The sequence below is a fragment of the Rhodococcus sp. 05-2254-6 genome (assembly GCF_002258565.1).
In the GTDB taxonomy this organism is placed as follows: Bacteria; Actinomycetota; Actinomycetes; order Mycobacteriales; family Mycobacteriaceae; genus Rhodococcoides.
The window spans coordinates 39,083-58,133 of record NZ_NOZF01000126.1 but is presented as its reverse complement, the minus strand read 5'-3'; the positions used below and the strand labels follow the sequence as shown (position 1 = coordinate 58,133).

The window sequence follows — 19,051 nt, the reverse complement described above, 5'->3', positions numbered from 1 at the left end:
CGGCGGTCGAGTCGACATGTTCGGCCTGCGCTTTGGCGACTGCTTCGGCCTTCTGCCGGCTGTTCTCGGCTGCTTCGACAAGGTTGCGCATTGCGGTGAACTGCGGGCCGAGGATCTCGCGGGTGGTTGCATCGGCCTGGTCGGCGGTCTTGGGCATGAGATTCCTTCTTTCATGTTGTGTGCGAGGGACTTTCATTTCCTCTTGGGGAGGAGATTTGTGTGGCCGATCGTGTGGTCAGTTCGCCGGTTCGGTCTCGCCCGCAGTTGTCACCGCGGTGTTGCCGAGACCGCAGAGTTGCGTGGCCGCGACAGCATCACCGCGGGTGATGGGCAAGGCGTATGTCTGCGCCACACGAAGATATTTCGCCGCAAATGCACATGCGAGGTCGTCGTTGCTCGGATGCCACTGAGAAAGCCCACGTTGGGCTCGATGTTCAACTGCCTGCGCGCTGGCGACGATGATGTTGGTCTGTACGTCGCTGACAAAGCGTTGCTGCTGTTCGGGTGCCCATGCAGCAGCACCCAACGCCCACGCCGCGTCCAGCGGGTAGACGTAATCGCTTGCTGCAGCATCTTTCTCAGATGCTGCATCGAATTCGACGGTGACACCGGTGTATGGATCATTCAACACGCCCTGTGCCACAACGCAATTGTCCGTTCCGGCAGCGAATGTGACGGCCTCGAGCTCCGCTGCCAATGCGATGTTCCTGGTGTCGCATCCGTGATCGCTGCCTGGCGGCCGCACGAGAAGTTCCGCCAAGCGCTGACCGTCGGGCCACCTGGCCGTGCTGTCGATATCGTCGACGACGGGCAGGGCGTCGAGAAGGCTCGCAACGGTGATGACGTCGTGGAAGACCTGGGGTGGTGGTGGCGCAGTGTCGGCCTCGTGGTGATCCGTCGTGATCACCACGGCAGCCGCGGCCGCCACAGCGACCATCACGGCTGCGGCAATGGCTGTCCATGCGGTCTGATGTGTCTTCGCCATGATGGCAATCACCTCTTCGGGAGCTGTCGAGTTCGGGGAGGGAAGAAAAAGCAGGACGCAACTGCGCGCAGGCGGATCAGGATGCGACGAGAGTGAGCGCGGTGCCGAGTGCGAGGTACGGGCCCAGCGCGATATGCGACCGTGCAGGCTCGGATCTGATCGCTCGAAGGACCCGCACGACTATCACTCCGACGAAAGCCGTCAGGATCGAGAACACCAGCGCCGCACCGAGGGATGTCCAGCCGACGTAGCCTAGGACCATCGCGAGTGAGACCACCAGTCGCGCATCGCCGATACCGATTCCGCCGCGCAGAAGCACTGCAAGCGCGAAGAACAATATGCCGGCGGCCAGGCCGGCCAGAAGGGCGCGACCGACCGCGCCCCAGGTGCCGTGAACGACACCGGTGAGCAAGATCATTGCTGCAGTTCCGCTGGCGGCCAGATACGCAAGAGCAGTCGGAATCCGTTGCACGCGTTGGTCGATCCACGCAATCCAGGGCACTACCAGAGCCAAGAACAGCATTGCCGCCGGCGGCGCACTCGTCGGAGTACTGACGAAAGCGGAGATGACGCCCCACACGACACCGGAGACGATGACGGGAATTTTCGTCCCCAGCGCCGCCTCGTCGACGGAGATCTCGACCCGTGCACACACCGCGATGACGGTGGTCCGCAGCGCGGCCGACAGAGCTACCCCGACGATCACTGCTATCGCGACAATCGAGACGCGGCCGACAGTCGCAGCAGTTGATGCCTGAGTGCTGGCCCAGGATGCCGACGACGCCGCGATCAAGGCCCATAGGACGCCTGCCGCCAGAGCGACCACGACACTTCTGACGTAGTCGCTACGCAACATCGGCTTCTCGTTCACCATCGGAGCGAGCGGCGTGCACGGCCATCCGGGCACGGTAGCGGACCTTCTTTTTCACCGCTGAGTCGAGATCGATTCCGAGTACGTCGGCCAGGTGCTCGGTTGACCACCGCCGACGGAGCGAAATTCCTACGATCTCGGCTTGCTCTGCAAGAGTGAGCGGCAGTCTCCATTCGCCGCACAGGCGACGGTAGACGGCCGCCTCGTCCACGCCGCGGATGCCTCGGGGCGAATGTGGACGTGCTCGGGGGTCGTCGATTTCGTCATCGTCCCAAGCAAGAGGCGTCGCCCATCCCTGCTCACGGGCTGCATTCCGGACCTGCTCGTCGGGGCCGGGTGTCATGGAGATCTGGTCGTAGACGTCGTTGATGACGGACCAGAGTTCACTGGGGACAACTTGATCCGATGGCAACGTCGAAAGCTTGGGCACCGACAGCCCGGTCAGTTCGGACAGCGCTTGCACCGAGTAGCCCATCGCGACGAGGGCCCGGATCCGTCGCTGAGCTCCGACACCTAAGGTCATCGCCCGTCCCCGGGTGGGGTGGAAGGTGACGTCGAGAATAGCTTTCGAGATGCTTGCGGTGGTCTCGAAGCATTTGTGGTTGGCGACTGTCTCCACATCACTGAGGCTGAGCTTCGTGAGATCGAGGATCATTTGGTCGGGCATACCGCCGAGCCGCAACGACAGCAGGTGGCGGCGGGCGGGTCCGGAGGGTACCGACGAGGCACTCCCGCGGCGGGATGTTCTGTTAGATCCCGCCGCGGGAGTGGAGCGACGTCGCGCACGCGCAGCGTCACTGCCGTCGCTCGTCGGGCCGAAGGAACCACCCCTCGGCGTCGTCGAGCGACTCCATGAACCGGTATTCCGGTCAGGATTCATTGTATTGCTATCGGGCACTGCATCACACAGTGCGGGGGAAAGATTGTTTTGCGTACGCGAAACCACGTCGACGTCAGTCATGGTGCATCCCTTTTCAGTTGATGCGGTTGGTCAGACCGCACATCAGATGTTGGGGACACTACCTCGCGGGAGTGCATCGCGTCCAGACCGTCGGGTCGTTTTTCTTCGGTGATGAGAGTTCCTCGGTCGTACAGTCCGCCTGCCGCGACGCCGGTATAGCTATCTGCCTCGGCTCTTGTGCGGCATGCGACGAAGGCCGCGAGCGGGCAGGTCTCGCACGATTCGAGGAGATGCGCTGCAGCGACGGTTGCTTTCCGGCGCCGTTCGAGACGTGGGATCCGTGACTGCAGCAGCTCTGCGACCGCCGTTTCGCGGGCGGCCCAGTTGCTGTCTCGGACACACTGACCGAGCGGCATCGTGAACGATTCTCTGCTCGCGATCGCGCGTAGTTCTGCGCGGCGACCACTGGTGGCTTTCGTTCTCATCCCCGGTCTCCTCGGTGCAGTCGAGCCTGTCGGGCTGAGTAGGCCGAGCGGCCGGCGCTGATCGCGACGGCACCGAGGGCGACGACGACGGCGAGAGCGATGATCAGTCGTCGACCGTCGAGCCCGGCACCGTCCGATGCTGGGATCTGCACCATCGGGGATGCCTCGCTGGCGATCAGAATGGAGTGCTCGACCAGCCAGGCGATTGCCGTCGACCACCACAGGCCTGCGGATCCGAGAGCCATGGTGGCTGCGAGTGGGGCGATCCAGATCAGCGCCATCTGATCGTCGTCGGAGAGGGCTTTGCTGTTGTTGCCGTGTTGGGACATGTGGTTGTTCCTCTTCTGATCGTGTGTGTCGCAGAGTGATTCAGGTGGCGAGGGCAAGGGGGCGACGAACTTGAACAGTCGCGTCGAGAGGAATGTCGAGCACCCCCTCGTCGTCGCCGTCGCCACGCCAGGTCAGCCCGACCATGTCGTCACCCGACTCGTCTCCGTAGATGTCGGGTTCGTTGTCGACGACGACCCAGATCCCGGCGTCCTCGTCGAGGAGAACTAGGTCGCCGGCAACGAGGTCGACCGGAGCAGTGTCTTCGGATTCGCCGTAGCCCTCCCAGTCGTCGACGTCGGTACCGGCGTCGGGGACCACCTGCAGGTGCGGGCGGTCCTTGTGCATCGGAGAGCCCGGGACGCCGGACACGGCTTTTTCTTTCGGCGTCTGCGCGTCGGGCTTGGGCTGGCGAACGGTGGGGGTGTCGAGATTGAGCATTGCCATCGGCGACGATGCGCGACGAGCTGAATCACTGTCCGCGCGCGTCTTTCGCCTGGCGACGGGATCGAGATTGGGATGGTCCGACGCGCGCGCCCAGGGCGCGCCGGAGACGTGATGGAAACGGATCTCTTCGTCGCCGTCCACGGTGCCGCCGGGATCCGGGTCGAGGATCACCAACCGCTCGTGCCGCACTTCGAGAGGACGCAGGCGGTCCAGCACCGCTGCGTCGTCGGCCCCGGGCTCAGTCTTGCGGGGGTCGGGAGTGAAGTAGGTCTGAATTTCGACCGCTTGGTTGTGGTCGTTGACACTGGTCGCCCGCCCACGACATCCGCGCGGGATACCGACTCCAGTGGTTGCCGATTCCCACATCATCAACGCGCCCTGCGGACTCAGACGGCCCATCGATACGCGCTGGCGAAAGTTGTCTCGCATGTCGCCGCCGAAGTACTCGGCATCGGGTCGCTGCGTTCCCAGCACCATGTGGCACTTCGCTGTGCGGCCTTTTCGTCCGATCGACGCCACTTCCTGGAGGGTCTTCGGCTTGGTGGGATCACCCTTACCTTTGATGCTCGAGTACCAGTTGAGCAGGTTGCCTCGGAAGTCGGCGTACTCGTCGATGAACAGAACGACGGGCTCAAAGTCGGCCTCGGTAGCTTCTCCGTTGACGATCAGCGAGTACCGGGTTTCCATGAGATTCCAGAACCGATAGATGACCGCGACCTGGTGCTCCATGTGGCTGGCGACGATCTGTACATTCGGCCAGTCCTGGAAGCCCAAGAACTCGACCCCTTTTCCGTCGACGACCCATACCGGCCAACCGTGCGCGGTGAGCTGTGTCAGCAGGGTGTGTGCGGTGACGGTCTTTCCGGTTCCGGATGCACCGACGAGCATGAAGTGTGGGTCGATCGCCGGCCGCCACACCATGGGGTTGCCGTCCTCGTCCTCGCCGTACGAAATCGCGACCGAGTCGTAGTCGGAGTGCGCGAGGTCGCCGAGATCGGTCGTGGATTCCGCGTCGCCGAGGCCGGCCGGGTTGTAGAGCTTCTTCGGAAAGGTCGGGCGCACCTCGAAACGCACCCAGTCCGTTTCGAGGTTCCAGCGAGCACGCCACCGACCGGGCAGATTGACGCTCACTACTCGTTGTACTCGGGCCCGATAGCCCTCGGACTCGAGTCGATGTCCGACCTCATGGGTGGCTTCGACAGCTACAAGATCCCCGGTGCTCGGGTCCGTCTCGTGTCTGGTGATCTTTCCGGTCGGCCCTAGCAGCGCGAGAATCGTGCGCGTGGCTTTGACGAGTTCGGGCGAGACATGCGTCTCGGAGACGGACCGTGTGTCCGGGACGAGAACGAGACGGCGTTTGCGTGTGTTGTGCTTCTGGATCCGGTACCGGCCCCAGCTCTGCTGGGAGAGCAATTCGACGACGCGGGGCTCCCACTGTTCGTCGAGAAGGAGCGCGGCCGACTGGTAGCGGACGGTGATTCTGCCCGGACGGCCGGGCCACTGGCCGCTCCACCGAGTCGCCGTCAGGACATCACGGGTCGGCGGTGACGCGGTCAGCCGGCAGAGCTGCTCGATCGCACGATCGGTCTCTTCGGCTCGGATCGTGGCGCGATAGCCGTTGTAGCTGACGGCCGCGCCCGCGCCGACGCCGAGTGCTGCTCCACCCCATGCGATCGCTGTGTCGAGGTTCAGGATCGGGCCCAGTGCTGCCGACACGACTCCACCGGCAACGTAGAGCACACAGTTGCGGATCCACGGATTGTTCTGGGGGTCGAGCGAGGGTGCATCACGTAGCGACCGGTATCCGTCGAGGGGTGCCTGAGTCGGGTTGGGTAGCGCGCACATCATGCATCCCGGGTGATCGTGATCAGGATCCCGTCACCGGAAGTTGGGCGCATCGTTGCGGTCAAGGCCACGCTGCGTCGGCCGACTTCGTTGTTGAGATGGGTCGGGTTGTAGTCGAGGGTGAAACGGCACGCGGCGTGAGGCTGGCAGTGCGCAGCGCGGAGAGCCGCATCGACAAGTCTGATCAATCGTTCGTCTTCGGTGTCGACGAGCAGGTTGCTCGAATTCCACTCGACGACGAGCGACCAGACCTCGTCGGTGGTTGCGAGGGTCACGATCCGGTTGGTGGGATCGTCGAGCCTGAGGGTCTCGATCCGAGCGAAGTTCGGCAGCGCTCCTCGATCGATGACAGGACTCAGGGGGCCGGCCGTAGATCGACTGCTCCTCGAACGTGCCCTCGCTACGTGTAGTCGTGTCGGTGCGCTCATGGGGACTCCCTGTCTCGTCGTGCCTTCTCGAGAACAGGTAGATCCAGGTGCGTCGACTTCTGTGACAGCCGCGGTGAATCTTTTTCCGACAACCTTTCATCTCGCGCTGCAGCGCATGCGTTCATGGCCCCATCAGTGGCGCACCGATCGGTCACCAGTGCTCTATCGGTGAGGGTGCGATTGGGGACGGGCAAGTCGCGTTCCGTGTTGCGACTGACCGTCGCGGGAACAGCTATGTGCGCTCGACACCCCTTGACATGGGGGGTACGCTGCAAACGGCGATGCGAAGCGAGTAAGGCTTGCAGCGACCTTCCCACATCCGGGGCATATAACCACCAATTCGCGGCAGCATCGGCGCCTCATCAACTGCTCATCGGATGCGGTTCGATTCCTCTCTTACGCACCCTCGGGCAACGTCCATCCGCCAACCCCAGCGTCGGCGTGACTGCCACGAGATTCGGTATACGCAAGCCACCCCGACCGGCCTGGGGTGGGGCTCCTCCTCGCGGATCCGCGAGCTAAGGGCCGACGGAAGCCGGTTGTCACGTAGCGCGACAGGGCTATGAACGGCGGCACCGATCACGGGAAATAGTGCGTTCCATGTTGCCTGTACAGGGCGATCGGTTCAGTGGCCGGCGACCCTCTCCGGGTCATGTGCGGCGAGGGTCAGAAATCGAGAGTGTCCACACTCCACCCGGCTGCGGTCGGCACTGCCGATACCCACACGGTCGTGGTGGAGTCGACGGGGACCGTGGCATCCGAGGTGACGGCCGATTGCGTTATCTCCGCGACTCGATAGATGCGCTCGGCGGTATCTGCCGGGCATCCGGAGCAGCCGATCGAGACGGTTGCGGTGATTTCGGCGTCTTCTTTCTTCCACTGTTCCCACTGGGCACCGGGGCCTCGCTCGGTCGTTGCAGGGGTGGAGAGTTTTGCAGCGAGGTTGTCGGTGAACCATCGGCGGGCGCGTAGAAACGCGTCGGTCGAGCTCGTGTCGGTGCTGGGGTACCAGGTGAAGGCGGTCGTCAGTGCTTGACGGATTGCGGTCTCCGCGTCTGTGGCGGCGCTGCTGATCGGAGCGGGTACAGCGGTTGTCTCGGTTGGCTGTGTGTTGATTTCGGGTAGCGACGGCGCGGTTGGCGCGCTCGTTGTCTCCGGTGCCGATTCCGGCTCATCGGTGGCGGGTGAGCTGCAGGACCAGGCGATGGTCACCACGGCTACAACGACGAGGAGGACGGCTATAAGACGTCGGCCGGCAAGGGACATCAGATCCTCCGGGCTTTCATTCCAGCCATGAGTGGAGCTTGTTTGACGACGTCTCCGGTGGTGGGGGCGTGGATCATCTGACCGCCGCCGATGTAGATACCGACGTGCCCAGGGCCGTTCGCCTCGAACGATCCGAAGACGAGATCACCGGGCATCGCTTGATCGATCGGGATCTCCGAACCCACTCCCCATTGGGCCTCGGATGTGCGGGGCAGGGTGATGTGCTTGCCCGCGAAGTAGGCGAAACTGGTCAGTCCTGAGCAGTCGAATCCTCCTCGGGAGGGGCCGTTGATATCTCCGCCGCCCCAGACGTAGGGGGTTCCGAGGTACTGGCGTGCAGCCTCGACGACATTGTCTCCGTCAGCTCCGGTCGGCACGAACCGGCCTGTGGAACCTTCGGATGTGTACTGCGCTTGGCCGGCCAGAATCTTCGCCACATAGGGCTGTGTTTGTGTGGTGTAGTCACCGCCGGATGGCATTCCACCGGCTGCGAGCACCGCGGCGGGGCCCGCGTTGTAGGCGGCAATCGTCAGTGCAGTTGGGTCGCCCTTCACTTTTCTCGCGGCGATGGCTGCGGTGATATCTCCGTTGATGGCGCACATGAAGTGGGCTTGTGAGATCACTGCATCTCCGATGGAGTTCGGGTCGGCTCGCCCGTCTCCGTCGTAATCCTTGCCCCACGTTGCCCAGGTTCCCGGCATGAATTGTGCGGGCCCCAACGCTCCGGTGCTCGATACCGGAGCGGACGGGCCGTAGCGGAAACCGTTCTCGGCGGAGAGTTGGGATGCGATCAGGGGAGCACCCACGCCTGGGCACACGGCTCCTGCTTTGCGGATCCACGGCTCGAACTCCGGCGGCACGGATCCGGTTCGGAGATCTCCGCCGGCCGTGCCGAAGCCACAATCGACAGCGGTACCGGCGCCGGTCGGTGAATCAGCGCCGGACGATTGGGGGCTTCCCGCCTGACCGAGTTTGCTCATCGGGTCGATAGCGGTTCCGCCCTGTAAACGGCCGCCTTCCCAGTACTCGAAGTGCAGATGTGGTCCGGTGGAGCCGCCGGCGTTGCCGATGTCGGCGATGTGGTCGCCGACCTTGACCTGTTGTCCCTCCTTGACGAGGACGCCGTTGGGATACATGTGCCCGTACACGGTGGAGACCGGTTTTCCGTCGACGATCGAGTCGAGGACGATCCACATTCCGAAGCCTTGAGCGGGTCCGGCTTTGACCACAGTGCCGTCGAGGGCTGCGTAGATCGGGGTGCCGATCGGGCCCGCGAAGTCGACGCCTTGGTGCATCGTGCCCCACCGCTGCCCGAAGGGGGACGTCATCGTGGTCGTGCCATCGCGGGTCGGCTTGCCGATGGGACCGGACGGGGTCAACGGCGATGCATCATCACCACCGGTACCGGACGAGACCGTGGGGGCACAACCGCTGGAACCTGACGATGTGACGAGTACGACGACCATCAATGGAATGACGACGAGTACACCGAGAGCGGCGATACCGACCGCCAGGGCGAGTTTCCACCATCGACGTGGCGCTTTCGAGTTCGGCGACACCGCTGTCTCAGGCGGGGCCACCAAGGTCATCGCCGTGCGCCTGACGCAGCTCGATGGAGGATTTCCGTCGGATTCGTGGTGGCACCTGGTTGGACGGTCGGTCGGGCACGACGCGGAGCACTCGACGGCCGCGTGGACCGGTCGGGAAGCAGAAGCGGCGAGCCCTCATCGGTGGAGTACTCACGGAATCGTCCGCCTCCAGGGCCGGTCACCGTGGCGCGGCTGGCCCGAACTTCTCGGTTTCCTGGAGTCGACAGTGCGGGAGCGGTGGCCACCGGCCGCTTGATACCGGGTGCGTTCGTTGTCTTGTCGCCGTGAGAGCGGACCGCCGATCGGTCTCCGACGGGGCTGGAGACCGGAGTGTGGGAGTGACCGGAGCCGACGACCGACTGCGTCGGGGGAAGGTCGATGTTGATCGGTTTGCGAAGGCTGGGGTGGGTTTCGGAAGCATTGGTGGTGTCGGTGGCCGCCTGGGTAGCTTTGGCGTCGCTCCGTCGACCGACGACCTTCTTGACGCCCGCGGTTGCAATCTTCCCGGCCGAGTAGACCACGGCAGCAGTTCCAAGTGTGGCTGCGCTGCTGGCGGCTGCCGTCCCGTCGACGAGAGCTTTACTCGCCTTGGCGGTTCGGGCCGTTGCATGGCTGGCTGTCTTGGCCAGTCCCTTTCCACCTTGATAGGCCTGGCGGGCCACTTGTCCGGCGTAGGCAGCTTGGGCGAGGGGGCTGGTCGGTGTCTTGGTCGATATCGCGGTGGGCGCGGCTCCTGGTCTGCTTCCGAGCTTGCGTGCGAGGGCGTCGGAAGCTTTGCGTAGTCCTTTCACTGCGCGGCGGTAGAGAATGATGCCCGCGATCAGAACGATGTCGGTCAGGATGAATTTCATCATCAGCGGAGAGTCGCCGTCTCCTCTGAACAACTGTCCGATCACGATCATGTATCCGACGAGGAACACCACCGCGAAGATAACGATGACCATCGACATCAGCACCGCGGCGAGGGCTTTCCACAATGCTCCGCGGCCGGATCCGGGCAGAATTCCAACGACGGTCACCACAATTCCCTTGACGGCCGATGCGAGGGCGGTGAGTACCGCGAGGATGAGGGTGAACGCCAGAATTGTGGCGAATCCGAGCAGGATGACACCGGCCAGTAGCATCGCGACCCCGGACCCGACCTGTCCCGGTCCGGGGTGATCGGCGAAGTCCTTCATCTGTTTTGCGCCTTCGCCGCCGCAGCCTTTGATGTTGTCTTTGAGGGTGTCTCGTGTGTTGCCGTCTGCTTTTTCGTGGCCGGCGTCCCAGGCTTGAGTGCAACGTTCTCCGTCGGGCGAGCCGTCGATGACTCGGCCGAAGTTCAGCAGTTGGGTGGGTTGCCTGATGAACGTGTCGGCCATCTGTTCCGAGATCTGGTCGATGAGTTCGTCGGAACTCGACGTCGTGTCTCCCTTGTTGGCCAGGCCTGCCGCAAGCTGCACGCCGGCGTCGCGCGCCTGCATGATCAGGCCGTTTTGTCCTGCGACCCGTTCGACTGGATTGGACAGGATCCCCACTGCCGCAGCGGCGATCGCTGCTGCCATCAGGAGTTCGTACACTCCCGTCGTCCACCGTCCGCGAATGACCCACCACGCTCCGATGCCTGCAGCAGCGGTGAGAAGAAGGCCCGTGAGCTGGAACTGATCGGTGACCGTTTGCATGGCATCGCCGATCGAACGGAACGGCGCAGTCAACAATTCGAGCCACTCGAACCGCAAGGCGTAGGTGACGAACCAAATCGCGAAGCCGGTCACCCCGCGGTACACCTCGTACTCGAGCATGATGAAGGTGGAGAACACGGTGTACATCGGGTGCCCGACCGAGCCTTCGTCGATGGACATGAAGTAGTCCCAGACCAGAATTCCGTGAGAGTCACGGACTTCCATCCAGCTGAATGTGCTGTTGGTGGGCAGGGTTTCACCCGGGTCGGCATGAGCCGGTGACGCCAGGGCGATCGCCAGCAGACCGATCATGTGCCAGACAGCGACACCTGTGACGATCGCGCGGCGGATTCGAGATGCCACTACCCACTTGAAGACAGGGCCGAGGAAGCGAGCGAGAACACTGCACCACGACCGCGGGATCCACGACCACAGCACGAGCTCGAGAACCATCTTGACGCCGCCGCCAATCGAACCTGGCCGGCGCACAACTCGTTTCGACATCACCATGTCGCCAACTCCGCAGCGCGCTCGGTAGTCGATTCTTTCGGAGTCGTACTCGCCGCTTGGTATCTCGCTTCCGATGCCGGAAGTAAGACCTTGATGCGGCCGACGTTGCCGGCGGGATCGCGCATGTAGCCCTCTCCGCGGCGATGCGGTGCGACGTATCCGTCTTTGCCTTCGACGGGCGATGTGTTCTCCATCAGCTCTTTGAGCAGTCCGAGATCGTCTTCCCCGACGCCGAGCCACTTCAACGATTTTTGCGCTAGTCGTCGATCCGTCTGCCGGAACACGAGCCGGGTGGGGATGAGCCCTCGCAGCGTCTCGGAGCCGAAGTCTGCTTCGGGGTCGTGCGATCCGAGCATCACCGCGGCGTCGTGTTTGCGGCCGTCTCGAATGAAGTCGATGATGATCTCGACACCTTCGCTCGAGCGCGTCAGGTGATGGCATTCGTCGAGCAGGAAGACCGCGAGGGTGTTGGGGTCCGCGAAGCAAATGCCGCGGGCGATCTGCGCGATGAGGGTGTACATCATTCGCCCTACCCGCTTCTGGAGCGACATCTGCTTGAACAGATGCTCGTTCTCCACTTCTCGCTCCGAGGGCAATTCCAGTGTGTGAGTGCGGAAGACGATGGCTCCTGCGCGTGGATTGAACGGCTCTAGGTCCGGCCGAAACAGCGCTGCTGCATAGGATTTGGTCGCGTAGACCTTCAACTTTCCGGCAAGCTCGGCAGCTCCGTCGAGGGTGCAGTCCTTCTCGAGGTGCGAAACCAGGCCTGGGGTAGTGAAATTGCCGAAGCGAGCGCGGTATTCCGGCTCGAGCACTTGAGACAGCAGTACCCCCAAACGGTCGTCGGGCTGAAGTTGCAACAGCGGCAACAGAATAGACACCGCAACTTCCCCTCCTCGTGCGGGCGAGAACAGCCGAAGAGGGTCCATCGTGACGTCCGGTGCTGCGGTATCGACGACCACCGCGTCGGTGATCGCTTCGGCCCACAGTGCGTATTCGCCCAGAGGGGTCCGGTCGACCACGATGACTTGGCCGCCGCGGTCGACGACCTGGTTACCGGTTGTTTTCAAGTAGCCGGACTTGCCTGATCCCAAGTTGCCACACACTCCCACCGAACCCGAAACGTCACGTGACGCTTTCTTGGCGATGTCGTGGTGCACGACGCCAGTGCGGGCCGAGGAAATGTTGAGTGCGATCAGCGGGCCGTCTCCGTCGCCGAGATCGTTGCGGGTGACCGGTACGTACGCGGCGAAATGTTCGGATGTGGTGATCTGCGCGAACTCGTTGCAGATCGCCGGCGTCGGCACGCCGGGTGTCATTGCCCAGAACAGCTCCTCCTGGAATCCGATCGGTGACTGCAACCTGTAGGTCGAACCCTCGAACTCCTTCGCCAGCTCGCGCTGATATGCGATGGCCGTCTCTTCGTCCGCGGCGGCGACACAGAAGACGGTGGTGGATTGCACTTCCATCTCCATTGCGTCCGCCTCCAGAAGCGCGTTGTATTCCGCGAGGGCGACGGCAGCGTCGTCGAGGACGCTGCCGGTGCTCAATTCGTCTTCTCGCTGGGTGTATTGATCGTTCATCTGCACCAAGGCGCGGCGGTTCTTCTTCAGAACCTCCGATGCAGCGGAGTTCTTGAACCGAATTGCCCAGTCGACATCGACGCCGCCCAGGTTGTCCGCGAGGGTCAGGTACTCCGAGCCTGGAAACAGCGTGCCGCCCGAAGGAGTGGCGGCGAGCACCAGGAAGCACTGATAGCTGGCCGGCGGTGGCGTTACCTCCCACGGCTGGTCGACTTTGAGCACACGCGACAAGGTCGGCGCCTTGGCCCGCCAGCCCGATTCGGGGCGATCGCTTTGAGCCCCTTCGTCGAGCCGCGCGGCAGTGAAGGATCCTCGAGCAGTGCCTGCCGGATGATCTAGAGCGGTGGGCATGTCGGTATCGAGGCCGAGGCCGCGCTGCAGAGCATGTTGGTGCAGCCACACCATCTGGGAGGGGGTTGCGGGGGTCGCATCGTAGAAGGCAGGGATGGCCGCGGCGATCTGCGCGGCCTGAGCTGCGCGGCGTTCTCTCTCCTCGACGGGAATCGACGAGGGCGGCATCCCCAGCAGATCGGCCACCGAGGACCATGCGGCGGACGTTGCGGCCTTGACGGTGTCACCGAAGCCGTGGTTGGCCAGGGGGATGGACAGCCAGTAGATTCGCTGGCCGGGTCGGATCTCCTCCAGGCGGTCGATCGTGGCGTCGCATTCGTCTGCCCACGCGGGATGGAGATCGAGATCGACACCCCGTTCCATGCGCTCGACGATGGTCATTGGGTCCAGACTGACCGCGACACTGAGCAGGAGAGATTCGCCAGGAAGAGCGCGCAGCAACATCTTGTGCATCGCCCGCGCGGTCTGTCGGTCTTCGATCGGCCGGTACCCGTACGGGATTCCGGTCAGGACGTAGTCCGCCCAGACGACTCCGGAGCGGGTCCAGCGCAAGTTCGAGGTGACGAGCCGGTTCGGTTGTTGCATTACGCCTTCTCTCGGGTCGGGGTGGGGGCCGCTGCAGCCATGGCAAGCAGCTGCTGAACGCTGCTCGCCGGTGCCAGGTTGGCGACGCCGAACGCTTCGGCCAGGGCTGGACTCTGCGAGCGCTGGCGTTCGCCGTCCGATCGCGGCCGGGCTGGCGCTGGTGCGATCTTTCGCTCCGGCCGCGGTTGGGTCAGAGGTCTGAATGCTGGTGCGGCCGGCGCTGCGTTGTCGTCGAGCTCCACCGGTGCCGCGGCGTTCTCTACTCGATCGCTGGATGCTCTGATGACTGCTGGTTCACTGATAGCAGCGTCGTGGCTTGGCGGGGTGTCGAGGATGATCACCGACCCCAGTACCGCGTGAGGGCGTTTGATCCGGATCGGCTCGCCATTGATCCTCGACGGTGACATCGCCCCGGTAGCCGCGCGCCCGACACCCCGGACTACTGAGATCGGATTCCGTGCTCCCTGCGGCAGCCTCCCCAACGCCCACAGGGTGCCGCCGGTGACACCGAGGAAGATGACACCGTTGGTGATGACACTGCCCTGCGCCCACAGCGACTGGGTCAGCCACAGCAGTCCGCCTGCAATACCCGCGCCGACGAACTGGGTCAGGGTGTAGGGGCCACCGGGGATCTTTCGGCCGTCTGGCGCTTTGCCGATCAGCTGCGGAAAATTGCGCGCTTTGGTGAACATCTTGACCACGCTCCGCGAGGAGGCCTGCTGTTCGGTCATGGTCGGTCACACTCCTGCGGGGGTCGTTGAATCGAGGTGTTCGTGAGTTGGCCGAGCAGTGTCAGATGAACGCCGCGATCGGATCGGGCACCACGACGACCTCGCTGCTTTGTGGCGAGGCGGAGCCGGGAAGCTCGTCGCCGACACTGTCTTTGACGGCGGTGATGTTCCACATCACCCAGATCAGTGCCCCGCCGACCACGATCGCCACCAGTGTTTTGGCAATGGCGAAGTGACTTTTGAAAGCAATCGCGGCGATGAACCCGGCGACGCCGACGCCCACGAGAGTGCGGATGAGGCCCTGCACCTCCGCACCTTTGTTGTTGGCCCATTCGATGATTCCTTCGGCGACGACGGTCGACGACGGATCGGCCAGGATCGAGGTAATGGTCATTGTTCGTACCTTTCGGATAGGGGGAGCAGAGCGTCAGTTCGGTTGAACGGGCGCTGCGGGAACGGAGGAGGTAGTGCTGGCACCAGTCGAGGTCGGCACCGCAATGGTTGGGGTTGCTGCGCTGAGTCCGGTCGAGTTCGCGAGCAACGGCATCGGGTCGAGCGCGGATACTTCCCACCGGCCACCCCGGGCGATCGCTGTCAGCGGGTATTGCACGGTCGAGGTCTGCGCTCGGTCCGTGGCTGTGACGGTCGCGGTGGCGAGCACCCGTACCGTCGCACCATCTGCCGGGGATCCGGACGCACCCGCCGAGAAGTCGGTGTCCGAGACGAGGTCGGTGATCTGGACACTGGTGTACGGCGCGGGGGTGACGGCACGGATCGGTGTGCCGGGTGAGGTGTAGCGAGAAATTTCTCCGGCACCGGCAACCATTGCCGAGAGGAACTGGCTGATCGACTGGGTGAGCGAGTGATCGAGGCCGACTCGGAATCGGTAGCCGAGTGTGAGGTCACCGCCGGTTGCCGGGGCCGCCACAGCAGCAGGGACTGCTGCAGCCCGCGCGTCGTCTCCCACGAACACGACAGGGACCGAGAAGTATCGACGTTCCGGCTTCGTCGCCGGGTCTGCCCCGATCGGAACCACCGAGACCGACACAACGATCGCGTAGTTCTGGCCGGCCGCCTGTAGCGGTCCTCCTTGCGATGTCGATCCTGTGGGACCCTGATTTCGCGCCGGCGGGTCGATTGCTTTCACGCTCGCGATTCGAGGTTCGGACGCGGTATAGCTCGCCTGAGCCGGAAGCGACATGCCGTCGGTGCGGACGAAGCGCGCGAGGGCTTTCTCGTCTCCTCGCTTGGATTGCAACCACGTCAACACGAAGTCCTGCGCGAGGTCGGTCGCTGCTGCTTCGCGGGCTGTGTCGATGACCGTCTGAGGGTTTGCCTTGCTCTGGATCGGCGTCGTGGACCCGACGCCGGCCAAGACGAGAACCAGTGCCACCACTCCGGAGCCGATCGCCGCGAACAGACCCCACTTCATCGCCTTGGTCGCGACCGCTTGCTTGCCGGCCCACTGATGAAGCTCGGTGGCCGGCGCAGCTTCTGTCGGCTTGTTCGAGCCCTTCTTACGGAGATGGATCTTCATGAGATCTCCTCGTGCCGAGACGGCTCGACCGTGGCGGGTACGAAGCCCTCGTCGACCAATCGCAGAGCGCCTCGACCCCGGGTCGCCATCATCCGTTCGAGCGCTGCCCGCGCCTGCTCGGCCGGCTCACCGAGCACGACCTCGCGGACGCGGCTGGCGATCTCTGCGCTGAGCGGATTGTCGCCGAGTTGCGCCGCGAGGCCGCGGATCTCTTCGGACACCGAGTGCACGCGAGCGGTGTCCGAGAGCAATGCGGCCGACGGATCGTGGTCGTCCATCCGGGGTCCTCCTGTCGGTAGCCCGCCGTGTACGGGCTTCTGAGAACAGGTAGATCCCTTCGCGGGCGGGTCTGTGACAGAGGCGACCGGAAATTTCTCGAACTTTTTTTCACCGCCCCGCTGCGATTCGTCGGGCTGTTATCACCGTCGCCGTGTAACCGCAGGTCACAGCGGTCTATGTCGAACGCGGGGCGCTGCCGTTTTCTGGTTCCGCCGGACCCGGCGGGTATAACAGCTCCGCCTTTTCGAGTAAGAATCCGCAGCTCAGCGGATATAAGGCGCTGTTTGTGTCAGAGGCGATCGAACTTCAGTTGCCTCTATCAGGAGCGCCCCAGTGACCTCGCCGCAGCCTTCCTCGCATTCCTCCACCCCACTCGGATACAGCACATCGCTGTTTACGACGATCAACGCCGAGTGGACCAATCTCTGTGTCGACGCTCTCGCAGGCCGCGAAGTCCGCACGTGGGCCGATCGACACCCCGCATGGTCGTCCGCTCGCTCCGTGGCCGACATCGCTGAGCTTGCCGCTCAGGACAGTGACGCCACCCTGTCCCTTCTGCTCACCGAGCACAGTGCAGGCAGCGCCCTCGCCGGCACAGTTTTGGTCCGGTTGATGCTCCCCAAGCTGGTCCGAATCCATCGCTACGCGCGGCTGGACGGAACCGATCACAGCCGCGAAGAACGTGCCTCGCGTACCATCGCCGCGTTCTACGAGGTGATCGCTTCGCACCGTCCCGGCGGCACTGGGATTGCCGGGGCACTCTCGCTTCGGACGCTGGGTCTGATCACCAAGACCTGCGAATCTGCGGTGGAAACGCCGGCCGAACCCGACCAGCTCCACCGGGTTGCCGACGGATCCGATGACCGCACGACCAGCAATCCGGGGGAGGTATCGGCACGGGAATTGCATTCGGTTCTTGCATGGGCAGTGCAGTCCAAGACCATCACTGCCGACGAGCACTCACTTCTGATCCGTGCATATCTCGTCACCGAAGGTGCCGATCTCGCATCGCTCGCCGTCGAGGAGAACTGCTCACCGGCAGCCCTTCGACAGCGCTTGAGCCGCGCTGTCGCGCGAGTCCGCGACGGAGTAGCAGCACGCACCGGCAACACTCCCTCGCCGGGAAAGCGGACGTTCTTCTACACCCGATCACACCATGAGTCCGCCTTGGCGAGCTGAAGTCCACCTGCACCAACCCCGCTCTCACCTACAAAGGACGCACATCATGACCGCATCTCGTACACGCAAGAGGATCGTTGTCAGCGCAGTCGGGCTCGCCGTCGCTGCCAGCATCGTCGTCATTCCCTCCGCCATTGCCGATCCGCAAGCCGGTGCTCCGGCATGCCCGGACAACATCTTGGTGGCCATACCCGGCACCACGGAAACCAACGAGCAGGCCGATCCGAATGTGCCGGTCGGAATGCTCCGCAACGTCGTGGACCCACTCGACTCCGAGTTCTCATCCCAGGAACTGCAGACATACACAGTTCCCTACGTCGCGACGATCGTGAACGACAAGGCCCAGACCTACGGAACCAGTAAGAAGGAAGCGATCGATCGCGCATCGCAACACATCTCCGAGAAGGCAGCCGAATGCCCGAGCACCAAGTTCGGGCTGACCGGCTTCTCCCAAGGGGCCGACGCCGCGGGAGATCTAGCCAGCAAGATCGGAAACGGCGAGGGCCCGGTGAGCGCCGATCGCATCTTTGCCGTGGGCCTGATGGCCGACCCCGGCCAGAGCCCGACCGCCGGCGTTCAACTCGGAACCAAGACCACCGGCAACGGCTTCGTCGGTGCGCGACCCAAGGGATTCGGAGCTCTCAACAACGTCACCGCCAGCGTGTGCGATCCCGACGACACGTACTGCAACACCCCCGACGACGCCATCGCCACACAGTTCATCGGGCAACTCGGATCGAAGATCGACGCCACCGATCCCGCGTCTTCGGTCGCCGGAGTCGTCACCACGCTTCTCGGTCTCGACGGCCAACCCCTGACCGACACGCTCGGCAAACTGAACACCGCAGTGACCACAGGCAACATGCTCACCGTGCCGCAGCTCGCACTCGACCTCGCCGGCAACGTCTCAACACTGAGCGCAAAGGTCGCAGAAATGACCATCCCCGGGGCAGACATCGCCCCGATGGCCACCACCGTCTCGCAGCTCACCGATGCAATCCACCGCGGTGACATGTTCGCCGTTCCGGCACTGCTGGCGACCCTCACACCCCAAGTCATCAGCTTCGCGAGCCAATTCAGTTCGATGATCGGGACCGTGGTGTCCAAGCTGCCTATCAACGAGTACATCGCGATCGGCACCACCGCAGCGCGGATCTCCACCAACGCCGCGGCCCAGAACTATGTGGCTCTACCGGCCGATCTCGGCAAACTCGTGGGCCAGGTCAACAACGCGGTCCGCAAGACCCTCCGCGCACTCCCCCTCGACGAGTTCCCCCTTTTGAACCGGCTGGCCGATAATCTCACCCCAGGCCGCGTGCTCGACGAGGTGCTCAACTACGCCACCTCGCTCGCCACCGATTCGCACAACTCCTACGCGAACGAACCGATGGCCGACAACGGTCGAACCGGAGCGGACGAGCTCACCAACCTCTTCCGCACCCGCATCACCAACCCCACGGCACAGATTGCTTCGTAGCCGACCCACCTCCC

16 protein-coding genes are annotated in these 19,051 nt (G+C 63.7%); 2 read left to right on the top strand and 14 right to left on the bottom strand.

Annotated elements, in window-relative coordinates:
* Positions 1 to 235: 235 nt before the first annotated feature.
* From CH256_RS16265 to CH256_RS16195, 14 genes are all read right to left on the bottom strand, one after another.
* Positions 236 to 985: a hypothetical protein gene (locus tag CH256_RS16265; protein ID WP_015586157.1), complete on the bottom strand. Its 750-nt coding sequence runs from the start codon at positions 983 to 985 to the stop codon at positions 236 to 238.
* Positions 986 to 1,061: 76 nt separating this feature from the next.
* Positions 1,062 to 1,841 carry a hypothetical protein gene (locus tag CH256_RS16260; protein ID WP_141216645.1) on the bottom strand — a complete coding sequence of 260 codons (780 nt, stop codon included), beginning with the start codon at positions 1,839 to 1,841 and terminating at the stop codon, positions 1,062 to 1,064.
* Positions 1,831 to 2,511 (bottom strand): hypothetical protein, encoded by a 681-nt coding sequence (locus CH256_RS16255; RefSeq protein ID WP_052049379.1) that lies wholly within the window; start codon positions 2,509 to 2,511, stop codon positions 1,831 to 1,833. Before CH256_RS16255 ends, CH256_RS16260 begins: the two co-directional genes overlap by 11 nt.
* Before the next feature lie 727 nt (positions 2,512 to 3,238).
* Positions 3,239 to 3,571 (bottom strand): hypothetical protein, encoded by a 333-nt coding sequence (locus tag CH256_RS16245; protein ID WP_015586153.1) that lies wholly within the window; start codon positions 3,569 to 3,571, stop codon positions 3,239 to 3,241.
* 40 nt (positions 3,572 to 3,611) lie between these two features.
* Complete coding sequence (locus CH256_RS16240) at positions 3,612 to 5,861, bottom strand: FtsK/SpoIIIE domain-containing protein (protein ID WP_052049378.1); 2,250 nt, start codon at positions 5,859 to 5,861, stop codon at positions 3,612 to 3,614.
* Positions 5,861 to 6,289 carry a hypothetical protein gene (locus CH256_RS16235; RefSeq protein WP_015586151.1) on the bottom strand — a complete coding sequence of 143 codons (429 nt, stop codon included), beginning with the start codon at positions 6,287 to 6,289 and terminating at the stop codon, positions 5,861 to 5,863. Before CH256_RS16235 ends, CH256_RS16240 begins: the two co-directional genes overlap by 1 nt.
* Before the next feature lie 666 nt (positions 6,290 to 6,955).
* Positions 6,956 to 7,555 (bottom strand): hypothetical protein, encoded by a 600-nt coding sequence (locus tag CH256_RS28640; RefSeq protein ID WP_015586149.1) that lies wholly within the window; start codon positions 7,553 to 7,555, stop codon positions 6,956 to 6,958.
* Complete coding sequence (locus CH256_RS16225; RefSeq protein WP_072692242.1) at positions 7,555 to 9,021, bottom strand: peptidoglycan DD-metalloendopeptidase family protein; 1,467 nt, start codon at positions 9,019 to 9,021, stop codon at positions 7,555 to 7,557. Before CH256_RS16225 ends, CH256_RS28640 begins: the two co-directional genes overlap by 1 nt.
* A 119-nt stretch (positions 9,022 to 9,140) precedes the next feature.
* Entirely contained in the window at positions 9,141 to 11,258 is a 2,118-nt protein-coding gene (locus tag CH256_RS16220; RefSeq protein ID WP_141216644.1) for a hypothetical protein, read from the bottom strand.
* A 50-nt stretch (positions 11,259 to 11,308) separates the two neighbouring features.
* Complete coding sequence (locus tag CH256_RS16215) at positions 11,309 to 13,834, bottom strand: ATP-binding protein (RefSeq protein WP_015586146.1); 2,526 nt, start codon at positions 13,832 to 13,834, stop codon at positions 11,309 to 11,311.
* Positions 13,834 to 14,565, bottom strand: coding sequence for a hypothetical protein (locus CH256_RS16210; protein WP_015586145.1), 732 nt, complete (start codon positions 14,563 to 14,565; stop codon positions 13,834 to 13,836). Before CH256_RS16210 ends, CH256_RS16215 begins: the two co-directional genes overlap by 1 nt.
* Positions 14,566 to 14,626: 61 nt before the next feature.
* Complete coding sequence (locus tag CH256_RS16205) at positions 14,627 to 14,959, bottom strand: hypothetical protein (protein ID WP_015586144.1); 333 nt, start codon at positions 14,957 to 14,959, stop codon at positions 14,627 to 14,629.
* Between the two features lie 33 nt (positions 14,960 to 14,992).
* Complete coding sequence (locus CH256_RS16200) at positions 14,993 to 16,102, bottom strand: conjugal transfer protein (RefSeq protein ID WP_015586143.1); 1,110 nt, start codon at positions 16,100 to 16,102, stop codon at positions 14,993 to 14,995.
* Positions 16,099 to 16,380 (bottom strand): hypothetical protein, encoded by a 282-nt coding sequence (locus CH256_RS16195; protein WP_015586142.1) that lies wholly within the window; start codon positions 16,378 to 16,380, stop codon positions 16,099 to 16,101. Before CH256_RS16195 ends, CH256_RS16200 begins: the two co-directional genes overlap by 4 nt.
* Positions 16,381 to 16,714: 334 nt before the next feature.
* Here CH256_RS16195 and CH256_RS16190 point away from each other — a divergent pair, with 334 nt between their 5' ends.
* Positions 16,715 to 17,560, top strand: coding sequence for a hypothetical protein (locus CH256_RS16190; RefSeq protein ID WP_015586141.1), 846 nt, complete (start codon positions 16,715 to 16,717; stop codon positions 17,558 to 17,560).
* Between the two features lie 46 nt (positions 17,561 to 17,606).
* Positions 17,607 to 19,037: a cutinase family protein gene (locus tag CH256_RS16185; protein ID WP_015586140.1), complete on the top strand. Its 1,431-nt coding sequence runs from the start codon at positions 17,607 to 17,609 to the stop codon at positions 19,035 to 19,037.
* Positions 19,038 to 19,051 lie beyond the last annotated feature (14 nt).

Excerpts from the sequence above, each read along its gene's own strand:
- CH256_RS16220 (WP_141216644.1), bottom strand. The coding sequence starts at position 11,258 with ATGGTTCTCGAGCTCGTGCTGTGGTCGTGGATCCCGCGGTCGTGGTGC.
- CH256_RS16265 (WP_015586157.1), bottom strand. The coding sequence starts at position 985 with ATGGCGAAGACACATCAGACCGCATGGACAGCCATTGCCGCAGCCGTG.
- CH256_RS16200 (WP_015586143.1), bottom strand. The coding sequence starts at position 16,102 with ATGAAGATCCATCTCCGTAAGAAGGGCTCGAACAAGCCGACAGAAGCT.
- CH256_RS16185 (WP_015586140.1), top strand. The coding sequence starts at position 17,607 with ATGACCGCATCTCGTACACGCAAGAGGATCGTTGTCAGCGCAGTCGGG.
- CH256_RS16240 (WP_052049378.1), bottom strand. The coding sequence starts at position 5,861 with ATGTGCGCGCTACCCAACCCGACTCAGGCACCCCTCGACGGATACCGG.
- CH256_RS16255 (WP_052049379.1), bottom strand. The coding sequence starts at position 2,511 with ATGATCCTCGATCTCACGAAGCTCAGCCTCAGTGATGTGGAGACAGTC.
- CH256_RS16225 (WP_072692242.1), bottom strand. The coding sequence starts at position 9,021 with ATGGTCGTCGTACTCGTCACATCGTCAGGTTCCAGCGGTTGTGCCCCC.
- CH256_RS28640 (WP_015586149.1), bottom strand. The coding sequence starts at position 7,555 with ATGTCCCTTGCCGGCCGACGTCTTATAGCCGTCCTCCTCGTCGTTGTA.
- CH256_RS16205 (WP_015586144.1), bottom strand. The coding sequence starts at position 14,959 with ATGACCATTACCTCGATCCTGGCCGATCCGTCGTCGACCGTCGTCGCC.
- CH256_RS16245 (WP_015586153.1), bottom strand. The coding sequence starts at position 3,571 with ATGTCCCAACACGGCAACAACAGCAAAGCCCTCTCCGACGACGATCAG.
- CH256_RS16235 (WP_015586151.1), bottom strand. The coding sequence starts at position 6,289 with ATGAGCGCACCGACACGACTACACGTAGCGAGGGCACGTTCGAGGAGC.
- CH256_RS16260 (WP_141216645.1), bottom strand. The coding sequence starts at position 1,841 with ATGTTGCGTAGCGACTACGTCAGAAGTGTCGTGGTCGCTCTGGCGGCA.
- CH256_RS16210 (WP_015586145.1), bottom strand. The coding sequence starts at position 14,565 with ATGACCGAACAGCAGGCCTCCTCGCGGAGCGTGGTCAAGATGTTCACC.
- CH256_RS16195 (WP_015586142.1), bottom strand. The coding sequence starts at position 16,380 with ATGGACGACCACGATCCGTCGGCCGCATTGCTCTCGGACACCGCTCGC.
- CH256_RS16215 (WP_015586146.1), bottom strand. The coding sequence starts at position 13,834 with ATGCAACAACCGAACCGGCTCGTCACCTCGAACTTGCGCTGGACCCGC.